Below are 17045 nucleotides of genomic sequence, written 5' to 3'. Positions count from 1 at the left end.
ATTTAAAAAATCAAAAATACCAAGTAAAACCCCATTCAATATCCGTACAAAAATTTCAAAGAAAGCTTCGGAAACTAACAAAGCGAAATGGGAGTGTACCGCTTGACTACCGAGTTTTAAAGTTAAAACAAGTCATAATTGGGTGGGTTAATTACTTTAGAATCTCAAATATGAGAAAAGCAATGACTGAGATAGATAAGAAGCTTCGCTCCAGAATTAGAGTTATCATCTGGAAACAATGGAAGGTACCGAAGAAACAAATTAAATCGCTTGTTCAATTAGGGATTCCTAAGGAAGAGGCGACCGGATTAACTCTCTGCCGAAGAGGTTACCGGTACATCGGACTATCGAAAGTTGTTCAAAGAGCAATCTCAAACAAAAGACTAAAGCAGAGGGGACTTCCCTCTGCTTTAGAACATTATCTAAAAGTACACACTGTAATATAAATTGAACCGCCGTATACGGAACCGTACGTACGGTGGTGTGAGAGGGGCGAAAATAATTAAATTATTTTCCCTCTACTCGATTAGCTTGGTTGTCGCAAAATTTTATTTTCCCCTTGAAATTTTGTTTTCTTTAGTTGATTATATATATGTTTGAAGAATAGGAGGATTTCAAAGTGAAGAAGTGGATTTTGGCATGCATTGCATTCATAATAAGCTTTTCATTAGCAGGTTGTGCTTTTAAGGATCAAGGGGAGAAAAAAGTTCTTACAGCTCAAAAAGTAACGAAAACACAGAAGGAACAAGGAAAAGTTAATAGCACAAAACGTGTCTCTGTCACTCTAGTTCATGCTGTCGATGGGGATACGATTAAAGTTAAATACAAAGGTAAAGAAAAAACAGTTCGCTATTTATTGGTTGATACACCAGAAACTAAGAAGCCAAATACATGTGTTCAGCCATATGGGAAAGACGCTTCAAAAAAGAATAGAGAACTGGTCAGCAAAGGTAAACTTCAATTGGAATTCGATAAAGGAAACCGTACTGACAAATATGGAAGATTACTAGCCTATGTATATGTTGACGGAAGATCTGTTCAAGAAAATCTACTGAAAGCTGGGCTTGCCAGAGTAGCTTATGTGTATCCGCCAAATACAAAATATGTTAAACAATATAAAAAAGTTGAGAGTATTGCTAAAAACAATAATATTGGTATCTGGCGTCATTCTAGTTATGTGACGAATAAAGGATTTAAAGGATGCGCTGTTAGTACATCTAAAAAAGTTAAAAAGTCTAAGCCAGCTCCAAAACAGAGTGCTCCTAAAAAACGAGTTGCTTCCCAAGTTTTTAAAAATTGCACTGAATTAAGAAAGAAATATCCAAATGGTGTACCTCGTTCTCATCCTGCCTACCAATCTAAATTTGATCGAGATCATGATCAATACGCTTGTGAACGCTAAATGAAAAGCCCAAAAATGGGCTTTTCTCTATCTAAGAATTAATATTATCCGAACAATTCCCGAAACTTTTAGAGTTGCCCAAAATTAAAGCTAGCTTCATCATCTGACAAACGGAAAACTTCTAACCGTTTAATACTTTCTTCAGTTCTCCCAACTTTGCTAATGCACCAGTTACGATATAATACTTCATCTTTTTGTCCAACAAGATTTTGATCTCATATGACTTTAACCTAGCGACTTCAGCGAAGGCTTCACGAAAGTGTTAGCCGGAAAAAAATAATACTTTCTCTATAAATAAACTTGATTTTTCGGACATCATATCCATTTAATGCCTCCAATACTTCTTAGCACTACACCGTTTTGATGAAATCCCACTGTTCAGTGAAATTCATCTTTCCTTCAATATTTTCTGTAGCAACATTTTCACTAGAAAGTGGATTTGCAAATCCTGAATATGAAAACAACTGGCAAACTTAAAAGAGGACTCGCATAGTGATAAGTAAGAGGGGGGAGAGCAGTGGTTTTACGAAAGAGGTATCGACCAAGGTTAAAGTTAAAGCATAGGGGACCTGTCTCTCCTAAACATTTATTCTTAGCAACTTGTGTTATTTTCTTAATTATAAATCTAGGCTCGCTATGGGTGGTGTCTGCTATTATCGAACCGATTATCATGAGTGTTGCTAAACATGAAGTGAAAGATACAGCAACAGAAGCTGTTAATGAAGCGATCCATCACCATGCAAAGGATATTGATATTAATAAGTTAATCATTATACATGAAAGTGGTGATAAAAATAAACCGACTTATAGTTTCAATCCATCAATTTATAATAAACTTTTAACAGACTTGACAAAAGGAATTCAAAACAATCTTGGAGTCAAAACAAACCAAATGAAAGGATCTAAGAATGCTTTAACGAAAAATAACAAATCTGTTATTTACTATATTCCCTTAGGCGCAGCAACCCAAAATGCCTTGTTTGCAAATCTTGGTCCTAAAATGCCTATCAACATGACTCTTCTCGGAAGTGTCGAACCAGAATTAAAGACAAAACTAACGAGTACTGGTATTAACAATACTTATTTAGAAATATTTGTACGTATCAATGTTGAAATTCAAGTGGCGATTCCTTCTTTAACTGAAGATACGTCTATCGTATCAAACATCAAAGTAGGTGATTTATTTATTCCTGGTGAAGTTCCTGATTATAATGGAAATGGTTCACCGGCTATTACTTTACCTCCTAAAGGTAAATAACCTAAGTCCAATGAATTTAAGAAAAACGGGTCTAATTCAATAAACAGGCTCGTATACATAGCAGTACAAACTGTCTTAGGAGGGGAAAGCATGCTGAAAAAAGGAATGAAAGGAATCGCGGTTACTGTCTTGGCTTCCGCGCTACTTCTTTCTGGGTGCGGGTTATTCCAGTCAGACAAAGCCTCGGAGGAAATCGATCCGCCGCAGGATATCACATATGTAAAAGAGGATAAAAATCAAGATCAACAGTTGGAAAGAAAAGAAGAAAAACCAAACAATCAAAACGATAAAAAGACCAGTGAAGATAAAACGAATGACACAGTGATGAGAGAACTTTACTTGATTGATAAAAAGGGTTATGTCACACCACAGACACTTCCACTTCCAAAACAGGAAGGGACGGCAAAACAGGCACTCGAATATCTCGTTGAAGGAGGACCTGTTTCAAACATTCTTCCTAATGGATTTAGAGCGGTTTTACCGGCGGACACAACGGTAAACGTTGACATCAAAGAAGATGGGACAGCAGTTGCTGATTTCTCCAATGAATTTAAAAATTATAAGGCAGAAGACGAAGAAAAAATTATGCAGTCTATCACATGGACGCTGACACAATTTCATTCGATTGATAAAGTAAAGCTTCGTATGAACGGCCATGAGTTAAAAGAAATGCCAGTCAATGGTACACCGATTTCAGCAGATCTCAGTCGGAAGGATGGTATTAATCTAGAAATGTCTGCTGTAGCTGATATGACGGCTACACACCCTGTGACTGTTTATTATTTGGCTGAATCTGACGAAGGGCCATATTATGTACCTGTGACAAAACGATCAGAAGAACCTGATCAAGTAACAGCAGCAATTAAAGAACTGACAGATGGCCCAAGCAAAAAAAGCGGTTTGTTGTCTGATTTTCAAAAAAATGTAAAACTTAACAGCGAACCGAAAATTGAAGATGGGCATGTAACATTGGACTTTAATAAGGCAATCTACGGAAGTGCAAATGGAGAGAAAAAAGTGATCTCAGATGAGGTGTTAAACAGTATTGTTTTAACATTAACAGAGTTACCAGATATAAAAAAAGTGTCTGTTATGATAAATGGGAAGACCGATCTTGTAAATGAAAAAGGCGAAAAACTTTCAAAGCCTGTTTCAAGACCGAGTCAAGTTAACACAGGTAGTTTTTAATAAGGAATCTTTGATATACTATAAAAAAAAGAGGTATGCGTTTAGTGCTGCCTCTTTCTTTTTTCAGTTTGAAAGTGATGTACATATAAGCGGAGGTTAACTATGAGATATGATGGAAGAGAACATAACGAATTGCGTCCTGTAACAATGGAGCTCGATTTTATCACACATCCCGAAGGATCGGTACTCATCACAGTTGGCGGAACTAAAGTGATATGCAATGCATCTATAGAAGATCGCGTTCCGCCTTTTTTGCGAGGGGAAGGGAAGGGCTGGATTACAGCAGAATACAGTATGTTACCTCGAGCAACAAATCAGAGAACAATGAGAGAATCGTCAAAGGGAAAAATTTCTGGTCGAACGATGGAAATTCAAAGGCTAATTGGACGAGCTTTACGAGCAGTAGTAGATTTAGAAAAACTAGGAGAGCGAACGATTTGGATCGATTGTGATGTCATTCAGGCGGATGGTGGAACGAGAACTGCTTCGATCACTGGTGCATTTACGGCCATGACTTTGGCTGTTGGAAGGCTTGTTAAAAACGGTACACTAAAAGAGATGCCGATCACGGATTTTCTAGCCGCGACTTCAGTAGGAATTGATCAAGCGCAAGGATTGATGTTGGATTTGAATTATCAGGAAGATTCAAGTGCAGAGGTTGATATGAATGTGGTCATGACTGGAGAAGGGCGTTTCGTCGAGCTTCAAGGAACAGGAGAAGAAGCGACTTTTTCAAAAAACGAACTGAATGGGCTTTTAGTTCTGGCTGAAAAAGGAATCATGGAGCTGATTGAAAAACAAAAAGAAGTTCTTGGAGATGTAGTTGCTGACATTCAACAATAAAATGTGAGAAAGGTTTGATAGAAAAATGAAAGAAGTGATCATTGCCACAAAGAATGAAGGGAAAGTTAAAGAGTTTAAAGCAATCCTTACACCGAGGGGCTATGATGTCAAATCTTTATCAGATATCGGTTATACAGAAGATATTGAAGAAACCGGACAGACTTTTGAAGAAAATGCCATTATAAAAGCAGAAACAATTTCAAAAGCGACTGGTAAGATGGTGATTGCTGATGATTCAGGTTTGTCAGTTGATTATCTTGGCGGCAGTCCAGGGATTTTTTCTGCCCGTTATGCAGGTGAAGAAAAAAATGATCTTGCCAACTTAAATAAGGTCTTGAAAGAACTTGAAGGGACAATAAAAGAAGACCGTTCAGCAAGGTTTAGATGTGCGCTTGCCTTAAGTGTCCCAGGCCAAAAAACGAAAACGACTGAAGGTGTTGTTGAAGGATATATAACCGAAGCACCAAAAGGAGATAACGGTTTTGGTTATGATCCGATCTTCCTTGTCAAAGATAAAGATCAAACAATGGCACAGCTTTCAAACGAGGAGAAAAATAAAATTAGCCATAGAGCGGATGCGTTAGAAAAACTATCTATATTATTGGATCAGGAGGAACCAAAATGAAGGTTCTGATTGTCAGTGACAGCCACGGTCTAGAAGATGAACTACAAACGATCGCCCAACGGCATGAAAAGGATACAGACATGAAAATCCATTGTGGAGATTCAGAGCTTGACCCAGCTCACCCAGCACTCGCTCCATATCATACAGTAAAAGGAAACTGCGATTTTTATGCAGATTTTAAAGATGAGATGATGATTCAAGTCGGGTCAAGAAAGCTCTTTTTTACACATGGACATCTGTATGGCATTAAGCAATCACTTTTAAATGTTTATTATAGAGCCAATGAACTAGGAGCCGATATCATCTGTTTCGGCCATTCCCATATCGCTGGTAGCGAACTGATGGACGGAAAACTGCTGATTAATCCCGGCAGTATCCGCCTGCCGCGAGTGCGAAAAGATAAAACCTATGCTATACTAAGTATTGACAATGATCAAGCAACTGTCCGCTTTTATAACTTAGACGGACATGAAATAGAAAGCTTAACAAACCATTACGAAATGTCATCAAATTCATGAGGAAGAATTTTTTTCTTCCTCATCCTCAAAAAAATGAAAAAACCTGTTGACTTTATGGACCAAAGCGCATATAATAAATCTTGTCGCTGATATTTAAAAAATAAACATCATGTCCCAGTAGCTCAGCTGGATAGAGCAACGGCCTTCTAAGCCGTCGGTCGGGAGTTCGAATCTCTCCTGGGACGTACAGCATAAAAGCCTCAAACCACTTGATATACAAGGGTTTGGGGCTTTTATATTTTTGGAGGATTCTGTTCGGTTTTTGGCTTGAATATGAGTTTTGGGAGCGAATTGGGAGCGAATTTAATTTTTTGAATTTCCACCCGCTGTTTGGCTCTTGAAAAAATCGTCAAAATGTGTGGCTGATTTTTGGTCATCCTCTTCAATTACATGAGCATATATCGACATTGTGGTGTCCATTTTTGTATGCCCTAATCTTTCTTGGATTACTTTTGCATGTACTCCTTCATTTATCAAATGAGTAGCAGAGCTATGTCTTAGAGAATGAAATCGAATAAATCAAAGGCGGAAACAAAACGTCCACTTCATATCCTGCCGTTTTCGGTAGTATCAGAGTCTGCAACACTGTTTAGGGATTCTTCTTGATGAATTGACTCTCATAATGCCTATGAACGGAGGAGCCTATGGATACACAAGTTTTGACTATAAAGTTCCCGGTGACGGTTCGACTAATAAAATAGAAAATATTTTCGCTGTTTTCGCTCAACCTTATGGAGCCTATTCAAACGCCATTACAGTAGGAATCGAAAATCAATCATCTAGCGGATTTAAAATGTTTATGAGAGGAACAGGCGCTACGTCCAACATCGAGTCCCAAAAAATCACAGTAAGATTGTTGATTTTCTATGAAGTAGTTTAATGAGGTGGTTTATAAATGATCGAACGAAGAAACGTACCAGCCGCATGGTACATTGAAAACATGGAGATTACAGAGACAGACATGGAGGAAAATATAATATGAAAAACGTTGACAAAGGCACAGTCATTCGGACGGTGCTTCTTTTTATTGCAATGGTGAATCAGACTTTGATGATGTTCGGAAAGGGTGCTTTGCCGATTAGTGAAGACCAAGTCAACACGGTGGCAGATGCTTTATATTTGGTAGGTTCTACAGTGTTTACAATCGTTACGGCAGTTGTGGCTTGGTATAAAAACAATTATGTCACAGAGAAAGGTAAGCAACAAAAAGAAGTGTTAAAACAAAACGGATTAACAAAATGAGAGGGCTGCCGGTTGGCAGTCTCTTTTTATTGTCAAAAATAAAAAATAGAGGTGTTTTACAATGGCGGTATCATTACAAGCATTGATTGATCGTTCTGTTCGGAATATGGGTTCGGGAATCCATCCAGTTGTGAAAGAAACAGCAATCGAAGTGATTAAAAGATCTTATAAAGAGGGTATTTATGTACAGATGACATCTGGCTATCGTTCTTTTGCGGAACAAAATAAGCTGTATGCGAAAGGACGTACTGCGCCAGGGAAGATTGTGACTAATGCTAGAGCTGGACAGTCCAATCACAATTACGGTTTAGCAGTCGATTATGTTCTATTATCCTCAGATGGCAAAACAGCGATCTGGACTGTTAATTCCAAATGGAAAAGAGTCGCTCAAATTGCAAAGGCTTTAGGGTTTGCATGGGGAGGGGACTGGAGGAGCTTTAAAGATTACCCACATTTAGAGATGATGGGCGGTTTAACTTTGAGTCAATTACAAGCTGGTAAACGTCCGGTTCTTGTATCAAAAGTAAACAACACAACACCTGCCATTCCTAAACCAACTAAAAAGCAGTCATTAAAAAGGTCATCTTCCAGTGGTGGTCGTGCGATTGTTAGAACCATTCAGAGTACCTTGAATAAACGATATAAGCTTAATATTAAAGTAGACGGTTATCAAGGACCCGAAACATATAAAGCTTTGCTTAAGGGCTTCCAGAGCGAATTAGATAAGCAATTTCATGCAGGCCTTGTCGTTGATGGGATCTGGGGACCGAAAACTCGTGCGGCTGTCGTAAATGTTCGTAAGGGAGCGAAAGGAAATATCACTTGGATTCTTCAAGCGATGTTGATCTGTAAGGGGTATGATGTGAATGGTCTTGATTCTATCTTTGGTCATGGACTTGAGAAGGCTGTGAGAGCTTTTCAAAAGGCGAATGGTCTTTCGGTGAATGGGGTTACTGGGAGAGTTACTTGGACAAGGTTGTTTGTATAATTAGAAGTTTTAATGAAGTAATAAAAAGGCCCTTTTAGGGCCCTTTTTATGAAACTTGAGAGGTATATAGTCCAATCAAAGTTAAGTAGTTTATTTATTTCATGAAAAGAAACATAGATGTTTTAACTATATAGATTCTAGTTTTATTCTAGATCAATATAATAGCTATCATCTTCCATAATTTTAATCAAAAACTCTTCTAAAGAATCAGCTTAGTAACAGGGGACTTTCATTTGCTTCAAAAAAAATCAACTTATCTTCTTCAAATTCTTCATAAACTTCTATATCTGGATAAAACTCAAAATCATTAACTTTTAATCTAGCATCTCTTATAGAAGCTGGTCCCATAATACGATTGATATTGTACTCAGATTTTTTTCTTAAAAAACCATAACCAACTTCAATAAAGAATTCTCTTAAATCATAAGGAAGTTTTAGTCCTAGAGTTGATTTAGTTTCTTCAATTTCTTTTTCGCTTACCGGGTAAAACTGATTACCGGCTTGGTTTTTAATGAAGTCATATTTCATAAATTATTTACCTCCTTTAAACAGCTTATTAGCTGGTGATCCAGTACCATGAATAACAGATTGATGTTCATTCGGAAATCTTGCAGGGTGTATATTCCACCAGGCTGTGGATGGGGTTGCGGGGAGAGTTACTTGGACAAGGTTGTTTGTTTGAAAAAAGGCCCTTTTATTGGGCCTTTTTAAACAAACAATAAGGTCAGTTGTTTATTTTCCAGTTTTCTCTATATCAATTTCTTTACAAACGATTTTTCCATCAAAAGGCCAAGCCGAGATGTGAATATAGAAAAAGTTATCTTTTTCGGTTATTACAATATCCTGAACAAAATATTTATAGTCATTTTCTTGTTTTGTATAAGATAAATCGTGTTTGAAATTTGTTTCGAAGCAATTCTTAAAAGTACAGTTTATTTTAAAAGTACTTTTCTCATACTCTATTGTAACTTTATCATAATAGTCACTTATCTCAAACTTGGTTAAAGGTGAGTCAATAATGCCATTGTTAATAAGTTGTTCTTATTCATTTCATTACTCCTTATCTTTTATATGGAATATGTGCAGCTGGAGCATCATAATCCACAATTTTCCTATTAATGTCTAAAGAATTACCAGATTCATCATAAATAGGCATGTGATCATATTTAGTAACTCTATCTGGTGGATCAATTCGAATCCTATACTGTCCGTTACGATCTTTAATATGAACGAAATCATTACCGTTTGGTCCATTGGCATTGAATGACCAACCATCAGGTAAAGACTCTTTTAACTCGTCTAGGGACATTTTATTTAAATCAGTTGGTGATAATTTGTCTAGTTTCTTAATACTTTTACCCGTATCTTGAACATCTTTCTTACTTTCAACTTTCTTCTCAATCTTAGACTCGTGATACTTTTCCACCTTGTGAACAGGCTCATGTGGTTTTGATTTTGGTTGATGAGGAGTCTTGGCATCTCCATCACCATGCTTGCCTTTTTGAACCTTCTTGCCTTCGTGTTTTTGGTCTGGCTGTGGATGGGATTGCTGGAAGGGCTACTTGGGTAAGGATGTTTGTATGAAAAAAACCCTCTGTGAAGAGGGCTGATATCAATTTTCATTTTGAAATTTAAAAACTGATTTTATATGTTTAGTTAAGTCTGGAATATCTTCAATACCTTTTTCACAAAGGAACCTGTACTCTTCTTCTGTAAAATAATCTTTCTCAGTACTTCTTCTGTTTTGTTCAAAAAGCTGTTTTTGCATTTCAAATATTTTTTTAGGAGCTATCACATAATTTTTCACTTTTTTTGCTATGAAGCTCTGAAATAAGGTCCATTCTAGATTGCCTTTAAAAGATTCAATACACTTTTTTAATTCAACATAATTTTTTTGGTCAGCATTTTCTTCAAACCTAAAAACTAATTTTGGAATTTGATAGTATATATCCTCCTCATCATACATACCGTGGCGCATTTGCTTTATGGGAAAGTTTTCTTTGAAATAATCAGCTAGTATAAAAGAGTTTGAACACATTGTTTTATCTTTCCTTTCTTATTGTTATACCGTTAGGGTTTTTACTTTTTATTAAATCAAAGTAATCTCCCTCAAGGATTGGAGACTCACTAAATCTAGGATCATATATATATTTACCATCAGAGTAAACTGTATGATATTCGAATTTCTGTAATTTCCCGTATTCTTCAACATGCAGTATTCCCTTTTTCGGTTTTATCTCGAATAACTTCCCATTTCCATCAGCTGCTTCAAAAAGGTCGTCTGCGATCTCTGAACAGTCTATATAGTTCACTTCTTCTTTATAAAGTTTCTTATATTTATTGATTGCCTCTATAACATTTTTATTAGCATCTTTTGGAATAGACTTTACCTCTTTATTAGGCTCATGCTTCTTCTGCTTAGAAGACTCATAAGGATGCTTACCAGAAACGGTTCCAGCACCTTTATTAGACTCGTGAGGCTTTTCCACCTTGTGAACAGGCTCGTGTGGTTTTGATTTTGGTTGATGAGGAGTTTTGGCATCTACATCACCATGCTTGCCTTTTTGAACCTTCTTGCCTTCGTGTTTTTCGGTAACTTTTCCAGTGCTTTTCGTTGCTTCTTTTTTCTTCTCAACCTTATGAATCGGATCGTGATTCTTCTCAATTTTGTGTGCCGAATGGTGGGACTTAGAATTCGACATTTTATGAGGGAGTTTACCTTCACCAGCAGCAGTTTTCATAGAAATTCCTGCAAACTGCAACTTCGACTCAAATGGATTTTTTAATTGTAGCCCTTTTAATTTTGCAGCAACTCTTTGCTTAGATTTCTCGAAGTATTTTGCACTTTTTTCAAGAGCTTTCTTCTGAACTTTAAGCGACTTGTGTTCTATTCTTTTAGAGACTTTAGATAATTTAGATGCAGTCTTGCCAAGCTTTCCAGCCTGTGCTAACTTAACTGCTTTGTCAGTTCCTTTTGTTCCGACAGCGGATAACGCGACTGTTCCAGCACCATAGGTAAACCATTTTGCCCTGCTTTCTGCATCACCATTGATGACGTCTCTCACGAAGGAGTCTTTAATGTCTTTTCCAATAGCATTAAACGTTTCTTGAGGATGTTGGATTGTGTAGGCAATGCCCTCTAACGCCTCTTTTGGATTTTCTATGGTATCTCGTATTCCTGACATTGTATCGAGAAATACTTCTTTCGTTCCTTGCTCGATGCCTCTTTGGATGCGCCCCTCGAAAGTCTTCTCTTGCTGCATTTTTTCGAATTTAAGTGAAGCATAGCGTTGTATTTGCTTTTTTGTAAGATTCTCAGTTCCAAGTTCTGCTGCAATCTTCAGATATTCATCATCACTAATTAGGATATCATCAAGTTTTTCCTTTAGCTCTTTTATTCTTTCTTCCTCTTGTTTTTCTGCTTCTTCTATCTGTTTTTTCGCTTTGATATATTCAGTTCCTTGCTTATCAATTTCTCGTGAATTTTTATATAACTTATTATTGTGAAAAGCTTTCTTATCAAAATACATGGGAGATGCGCTTTTTCCATTACTTGTTGATTGAATCAATGCTGTATATTTTTCGAGTACACTAATGTCTTCCCCTTCTAAAAGAGTATATTCAGATTTCAGAGATTTATCAATCTCATCTACAGCATTCATAGCATTTAGCCGCGTGACTTGCGCTGTTGCCATTTTGTCTGAGAAATTATCTGGTGTCCACAAGCGTATGTTAACGTTATCCTTTACATTGGATATAATCTTACTCATTTTATTGTGCAGATCCGCGACAATTTGGAGCGATTTTGTGTTTGCAATGTTGAGCTCTGAATTTAAAAAAGACATTTCTATGTATGAATCCGATAGTTCTTTGTCCTCAATTATACGCTCAATTCCGTTAAAAAAAGCGATCTGTGATTTTACAAGAATTAACCAGCTATCAACAACCTCTGCCTGCCCACTAAAGAAGTCTTTAATATTATTTGCGCCTTTTCCTGTGAAATTATCACCTAAATTAACCACTCCGAGAAAAGCTTTTTTTAGCTTATCCAGCTGATCTTCAAGAACTTCATATTGCTTTTTTCGTTTATTGGCTGCTTTAATTAAAGTACTTCCCTCAAAGACTTTAACGGAACTGTCCAAGTCGATATCTTTATTTTTTTTATCTTTGGCCATCGAATTTCCCTTTCCCTAGTTTATTTTCTGGCAATCGCCTTGTCCTGTTCTTTCAATAAATCGACATTGCCTTTTACATCCTTGACATTCTTTTCAACCGCTTTTTTGTATTCGTCAATCATTTTATCGATGGATTTCTCTCGGCTGTGGTACTTTGTCGTGTAGGATAATTTATTTTTGCCCAAAGAGCCTAGCTCTGCCAGATCTATAGCTTCTAGTTCTCGTATTACAGCATCCAGACTTTTGATAACAATGTCATGTTTCAGTTTGATAGTTGTCATGAAAACCATTCACTCCATGTATTTTTAATTGAGCTTATTTTATTGTTTAGCTCATCCTCTTTTTTTCCTTGTTCCAATAAAAGGTGTGCCGCCAAGGTAGCTATTCTTGCTTTTTCAAGCTCTCCTTTTATAAGTTGCAATCTAGAAATTTCACTCTCAATAGTTTCTATATACTCTAAGTACTCTTCATTTACGATATTATGCATTTCTGTATGGGCTTCATCTCGCTCTTTATCAAAGCTCTTACCGAACTTTCCAGTCCAGTGCTCATCAAGATGTGGATTCAAAATCTGTCTAATTTCAACAATACCATCTTCATGTTCTTTCTTAATTTCTTTTTTTGCTGCTCTTAATTTTCTAATTAGTTCATCCGTAGCATCATCCATTTGGATAATCTTACTGCTAAAGTTATTCAATGCACTTTTAACACTCATTTGTTTCACCTCAATACTAAAAAGGATGCAATGGCAAATATATCCCTACATTTTTCCGCACTCTCAATAATAGAATAAAAACAATGTGACTGAAATAGACCTTAAGCCCCTTTTTGATCAAAAAAAGAACTAATGTTCTTATTTTGGATAGTTAAATAGACTTAGTCAATGGTGGATACTATCTTGAATTCAGAGTTAACCTTAAGATAACAGTTCAAAAGACCTTTTCCGACATCTGACGAGTATGGACTTATCTGTTTGGTGATAGTAGAGGGATTACTTACTGAAAAGTTGTTTTTAGTAGGAAGTACCTCCCTTTCTGTAGGGATATCCAGATTTTTATTCACAAAATCCTTCATGATCATCAGGCTCTTAAATTTGTATAAGAAAACAAATAGAACTCCAATTTTCTTTTAAGTCTTGTTGGTCTGGGGACCTTACACTTAAAAGCTGTAGGAAATAAGAATAGAGTTAGAACTTATACAAGAGCGTGGAAAAGTTAAGTTTTAAAATCGATGTGTTAAAATATATTTTATTATTTTAGGAGGGATTGAAATGTCAAAAGGCTGGAAAATTGCTTTGTGGACTATTTTTGGATTGTTTGTTCTTGGAGCGGTTATAGGTATTGTTCAATTCTATAGTATTTAGATTAAAGTGTGTTTTAGAGGGGGCTGTCCAATAAGTTGATTTTTGACTATTGGACACCTTTTTCACGTTAAAGAAGCGCTGGTATATTAGCAACCTGTAGTCGTGAATTTTAACAATTTTGCTCTTTTATTAAATAGAACTGTCAATGCGCCATCTGATATTCTTGTATTGAATTAGTGACCTTTACTGCTTCATCTTTGTTCCCTTAATTACGACTCTACATTCCATTCTGAATAAATCTGTTTTTGGCGCTACCCCATTGCAAAAAAATTTTCCTTGACTTATCATAAAGATAAGGATAACTTCTAAAGAAAATGCATAAAATAAAGAAGACCCGACTGTTGGTAGCAGTCGAGTCCATTGTACAAAGTGGCCCATCAACGGGCTGGCTCAAATAACGAAACTTTTGAAATAAACTTCTCTCGAAAACTTTCGCAGGTCTCAAGGGAAGTTTATTTCTGTTTTATATAAGACAACAAGGCAAGAATAAACATGCCAAAAGCAATCATTAAATAGATCGCTTGAAATGTTGTCATTAGCATCACCCCCTTTCCATAGGGTAGGGGATGAGCCAGCTTCCCTTGAGTGAGCCAAGACTATGTACATTGAATATTTTACCACATCTAGAAATAGAAAGCTTAAAATCTCTTGACAAAGTGGGTCGAATTTTATTATACGGTCTATATTGTCAAGAGTTTATTTTTTCGGTCAACTTATTAGGGCAAAAGGTGGTAAATAAGATCGCTTAATAGTTTATTAAAATTGTCTACATTAACTTTATGAAAATGATGCCATTCTGATGTCGAAGCTTGTATTGTAGGAGAGCAGACAATATCATTTTGAAAAGTATAAAGAGCTGTAGTCCCCCTTGTTATATGTGAAATCTCGTAAACTCTTTGAGAAATCAATAGTTTTTTCTTTGAGTAGAGTAAGGTGGGAAATTGGGAGCGGATTCACTCCCAACTAGGTATTTTTAGTTCCTATAGGCAGTAAAGAAGGGTAAAGAACCTTGAATTAAAAGGGGTTTGATTAAGGAATGTCCTATAGTGTCTATAAGGTTCATCGGCCTTCTAAGCCGTCGGTCGGGAGTTCAAATCTCTCCTGGGACGTACCCGTAATTGGGCAATAAAGCCCGTCAATATACGCTTTCTACCCGTTAAATGTAACGGTCAATGTATCGGTCAATTAAAAAACCGACGCAAATTTGAACCGTTCAATTAAACGAAGTAGGAGGCGTTTTTTGTTGACGAAAAAGAAACCGATTTTCACAATCGACGAAGGTTTTTCCGATTTGACTCGGGTGCAAAAACCTTCGGTAAATCCGCCTAAAATGTGCGAAAGTGACCGAATTACTATCGAAAACGCACTTGGAACGATAACGCGGCAGAATAAATAATGGATTTTGCGGGCTCATACGGGCGCTTGTGTAATCGGAGGGCTACCGGTGAGTATAATTTTACCTATGAGGAGGGGGAGAATTGAAAGAAACACCGTTTTATAAAACAATTGGTTCACTATACTATTGATAATTGTATTTTTTCCAATAGGCTTAATTCTAATGTGGGTTAATAAAAATGGACGCTGGACACCTATTATTCGCGTTGTTATTAGCTTCGTAGTTATTTCGATTGCAATATTTGGGTAGTGACACAGAGTCCATATCCGAAAAAGCTAATTTTTTCAAGTTGACGTAGATAAAGAAAAAGTAAAATCTATAGACAAGGAAAGTGAAGTGCAAAAACCGAAAAACGATCAATTTGTAAAAAATGATAAAAAAGAAAAAGCTAAAAAAGAAGAAACAGCCGTGAATGATGAAGAAAAGAGTAAAGAAGGAATTGAAAAAATAATTAAAAAAACTGTCGGTAAAAAAGCCGGTGATGTTCCGAAGGTTCAGGAATTAGAAGTATCAGATCTTTTGGAGTCAGATACGAAAACCGTTAGAACTGTCAGCGTGACATTAAACGGAAATGACAATCTCACCACAAACATGATTAAAAAAGGTATGCTAATAGAAGCCGAAGAGCTTTTTCCAAAAATATTTGAGAATAAAAAAGTAGGTCGAGTTATTCTTACATGGAAATTCCCGTTAGTTGATACGAAAGGTAATTCAGAACCGAAAAAAATATTATCTATTCAAATTGAACTCAAAACCAACGATGAAAGAAATTGGGACAATTTTGATCGCGATAACTTTAAAACCGTTGCCGACCATTATTACGAGCATCTCGTATTAAATAAAAATTAACCCTAACTTTAGCCAGCTGGGGCGTTATTTTCTTAGGCTATGTTTTAAAATAACGTTGAAATTATATAGCTTTTAAGAGAAGCTATTTTGACTTTTCTTAATTTTGCTATTAAAGAAGGTTATACATCAACCATTTTCTATTATCATTTAACGTATATATGGTTTTTTAGCCATTGTCTGAAATGCTGCAACTGTTCCTGAGTATGGAAATAGTGTTCTCCATTCTCTATTACTTGCAAATTACATTTAAAACGTTTAGCAAATTCAGATACAATGTCAAACTCACATAGATTATCTTCTGAACCATAGAGAATTGAAGTCGGATGATTCCAAGCAATAATAGGATGTTCTTTCACATAACAGTAGTAATCCCAATAGAGAGTTTGCCCAATAGGTGTGGAAATTTCTTTCTCTATTTTTAGTCTACTCTCACTTACGTTAAACCATGTCATCATATTATTTATTATACGTTCCATATTTACCACAGGAGAGAGAAACAAACACTGATTCAATGGCTCATGACAATATTCTAATAGGCTGAAATATGCTCCCATGCTACAAGCAAAAATGCTTATATTATTTGATAATGATTTTGCATATGTCATAATTTTATTAAGGTCTTGAACACAGTTTTGAACTTTACAAAGATAAGTATCATCTTTACGTTCACCATGTTGAGGCAAATCAAAACTAAGAACTTGATAACCTACTGCTGTTGCTTCTTCTGCAAATACAATAATCGAGTCATCTGCCTTATTTGACATGTTACCATGCACAACTATAAATAACTTATCTGATGTGTCACCCCACAAAATTGCTGGAATATTTTCTATCTTTAAATTATGTCTTATCATTACATCTATCCTCCATATCTATCTAAAACATAGCCTTTTTTTAAAACTTCTACTCTTTTCGAACTTCAAATAATTCATTCATATCAGTGATATTAACTTTATCAATAATCTTCTCAAGTGTTTCCTTCGGATATCTTTTCGTTTTACCTGAGCATAATTCACTTACTGCTCGCGTCGTCTGCGATATCTTTCTGTTCGTATCCATGCTCTGCGAGCAACTCTTTTAGACGAAGACGCATTTGTCCCACCCTTTCGCTTTATATAACCGTAGTATACGATAAAGAAAAAATTACGCAAACCGTAATTGTAAATTTCGTTTAGTGTAATTATAATTGCGTTAAACG

At 36.1% G+C, this 17045-nt stretch carries 21 protein-coding genes, 2 tRNA genes and 2 pseudogenes; 14 read left to right on the top strand and 11 right to left on the bottom strand.

All coding sequences use genetic code 11. The features are described 5' to 3' along the window. The 8 genes from PDT38_RS14255 to PDT38_RS14220 form a co-directional block, all read left to right on the top strand. On the top strand, positions 1–446 hold a 446-nt coding region (locus tag PDT38_RS14255; RefSeq protein WP_317134955.1), incomplete at its 5' end, for a group II intron maturase-specific domain-containing protein. 173 nt (positions 447–619) lie between these two features. Next, positions 620–1402, top strand: coding sequence for a thermonuclease family protein (locus PDT38_RS14250; RefSeq protein WP_270802532.1), 783 nt, complete (start codon positions 620–622; stop codon positions 1400–1402). A 517-nt stretch (positions 1403–1919) separates the two neighbouring features. Then, complete coding sequence (gene yunB, locus PDT38_RS14245; protein WP_270802531.1) at positions 1920–2660, top strand: sporulation protein YunB; 741 nt, start codon at positions 1920–1922, stop codon at positions 2658–2660. Between the two features lie 90 nt (positions 2661–2750). Next, complete coding sequence (locus PDT38_RS14240) at positions 2751–3848, top strand: GerMN domain-containing protein (protein WP_270802530.1); 1098 nt, start codon at positions 2751–2753, stop codon at positions 3846–3848. Between the two features lie 102 nt (positions 3849–3950). Next, positions 3951–4691 (top strand): ribonuclease PH, encoded by a 741-nt coding sequence (rph, locus tag PDT38_RS14235; protein ID WP_270802528.1) that lies wholly within the window; start codon positions 3951–3953, stop codon positions 4689–4691. 25 nt (positions 4692–4716) lie between these two features. Then, positions 4717–5316 carry an XTP/dITP diphosphatase gene (locus tag PDT38_RS14230; protein ID WP_270802527.1) on the top strand — a complete coding sequence of 200 codons (600 nt, stop codon included), beginning with the start codon at positions 4717–4719 and terminating at the stop codon, positions 5314–5316. Beyond that, on the top strand, positions 5313–5834 hold the full coding sequence (locus PDT38_RS14225; protein ID WP_270802526.1) for a metallophosphoesterase: 522 nt from the start codon (positions 5313–5315) through the stop codon (positions 5832–5834). Before PDT38_RS14230 ends, PDT38_RS14225 begins: the two co-directional genes overlap by 4 nt. A gap of 111 nt (positions 5835–5945) precedes the next feature. Then, positions 5946–6019 (top strand) — tRNA-Arg (locus tag PDT38_RS14220). 118 nt (positions 6020–6137) lie between these two features. Here the strand turns inward: PDT38_RS14220 and PDT38_RS19495 are convergent. Continuing rightward, the gene (locus PDT38_RS19495) at positions 6138–6311 is read right to left on the bottom strand and encodes a hypothetical protein (RefSeq protein WP_394356279.1); all 174 of its coding nucleotides are present in this window, start codon (positions 6309–6311) and stop codon (positions 6138–6140) included. A 145-nt stretch (positions 6312–6456) separates the two neighbouring features. Here PDT38_RS19495 and PDT38_RS14215 point away from each other — a divergent pair, with 145 nt between their 5' ends. The 3 genes from PDT38_RS14215 to PDT38_RS14205 all read left to right on the top strand — a co-directional run bounded on the left by PDT38_RS14215 (position 6457) and on the right by PDT38_RS14205 (position 8064). Then, the gene (locus PDT38_RS14215; protein WP_270802524.1) at positions 6457–6714 is read left to right on the top strand and encodes a hypothetical protein; all 258 of its coding nucleotides are present in this window, start codon (positions 6457–6459) and stop codon (positions 6712–6714) included. Between the two features lie 98 nt (positions 6715–6812). Beyond that, a complete protein-coding gene (locus tag PDT38_RS14210; RefSeq protein WP_270802523.1) occupies positions 6813–7076 on the top strand; it encodes a phage holin in 264 nt (87 codons plus the stop codon). A gap of 61 nt (positions 7077–7137) precedes the next feature. Further along, complete coding sequence (locus PDT38_RS14205; protein WP_270802522.1) at positions 7138–8064, top strand: peptidoglycan-binding protein; 927 nt, start codon at positions 7138–7140, stop codon at positions 8062–8064. Positions 8065–8207: 143 nt separating this feature from the next. Here the strand turns inward: PDT38_RS14205 and PDT38_RS14200 are convergent. From PDT38_RS14200 to PDT38_RS14165, 8 genes and pseudogenes are all read right to left on the bottom strand, one after another. Further along, a pseudogene (locus tag PDT38_RS14200) lies at positions 8208–8592 on the bottom strand (SMI1/KNR4 family protein). Between the two features lie 3 nt (positions 8593–8595). After that, positions 8596–8694 (bottom strand): annotated as a pseudogene (locus PDT38_RS14195) (hypothetical protein); the annotation flags it as partial. Between the two features lie 430 nt (positions 8695–9124). Beyond that, a complete protein-coding gene (locus PDT38_RS14190) occupies positions 9125–9490 on the bottom strand; it encodes a hypothetical protein (protein ID WP_270802521.1) in 366 nt (121 codons plus the stop codon). 186 nt (positions 9491–9676) lie between these two features. Further along, positions 9677–10102 (bottom strand): hypothetical protein, encoded by a 426-nt coding sequence (locus tag PDT38_RS14185; RefSeq protein WP_270802519.1) that lies wholly within the window; start codon positions 10100–10102, stop codon positions 9677–9679. A gap of 4 nt (positions 10103–10106) precedes the next feature. Next, positions 10107–12239 carry a T7SS effector LXG polymorphic toxin gene (locus PDT38_RS14180; protein ID WP_270802518.1) on the bottom strand — a complete coding sequence of 711 codons (2133 nt, stop codon included), beginning with the start codon at positions 12237–12239 and terminating at the stop codon, positions 10107–10109. A gap of 20 nt (positions 12240–12259) precedes the next feature. Next, positions 12260–12520, bottom strand: coding sequence for a DUF5344 family protein (locus PDT38_RS14175; protein WP_270802517.1), 261 nt, complete (start codon positions 12518–12520; stop codon positions 12260–12262). Then, positions 12517–12954 carry a DUF5082 domain-containing protein gene (locus PDT38_RS14170; RefSeq protein ID WP_270802516.1) on the bottom strand — a complete coding sequence of 146 codons (438 nt, stop codon included), beginning with the start codon at positions 12952–12954 and terminating at the stop codon, positions 12517–12519. The genes PDT38_RS14175 and PDT38_RS14170 overlap by 4 nt, the downstream gene beginning before the upstream one ends. A 1100-nt stretch (positions 12955–14054) precedes the next feature. Then, positions 14055–14144, bottom strand: a complete 90-nt coding sequence (locus PDT38_RS14165) for a putative holin-like toxin (RefSeq protein WP_270802514.1) — start codon at positions 14142–14144, stop codon at positions 14055–14057. Positions 14145–14639: 495 nt separating this feature from the next. On the opposite strand from PDT38_RS14165, the gene PDT38_RS14160 reads away from it, so the two are divergent. From PDT38_RS14160 to PDT38_RS14150, 3 genes are all read left to right on the top strand, one after another. Further along, positions 14640–14712: transfer RNA gene (locus PDT38_RS14160), tRNA-Arg, on the top strand. Positions 14713–14842: 130 nt separating this feature from the next. Next, positions 14843–14998: a hypothetical protein gene (locus PDT38_RS14155; RefSeq protein WP_270802513.1), complete on the top strand. Its 156-nt coding sequence runs from the start codon at positions 14843–14845 to the stop codon at positions 14996–14998. Positions 14999–15334: 336 nt separating this feature from the next. Continuing rightward, positions 15335–15847, top strand: a complete 513-nt coding sequence (locus PDT38_RS14150; protein WP_270802512.1) for a hypothetical protein — start codon at positions 15335–15337, stop codon at positions 15845–15847. Positions 15848–15990: 143 nt separating this feature from the next. On the opposite strand, the gene PDT38_RS14145 is transcribed toward PDT38_RS14150, so the two are convergent. Together PDT38_RS14145 and PDT38_RS14140 are read right to left on the bottom strand one after the other, a co-directional pair. After that, a complete protein-coding gene (locus tag PDT38_RS14145; protein WP_270802511.1) occupies positions 15991–16701 on the bottom strand; it encodes an alpha/beta hydrolase in 711 nt (236 codons plus the stop codon). 49 nt (positions 16702–16750) lie between these two features. Next, positions 16751–16906, bottom strand: a complete 156-nt coding sequence (locus PDT38_RS14140; protein ID WP_270802510.1) for a hypothetical protein — start codon at positions 16904–16906, stop codon at positions 16751–16753. Between the last annotated feature and the right edge of the window lie 139 nt (positions 16907–17045).

This window comes from Bacillus changyiensis, assembly GCF_027706145.1.
In the GTDB taxonomy this organism is placed as follows: Bacteria; Bacillota; Bacilli; order Bacillales; family Bacillaceae; genus Bacillus; species Bacillus changyiensis.
This window is presented reverse-complemented; position numbering and strand designations above follow the sequence as displayed.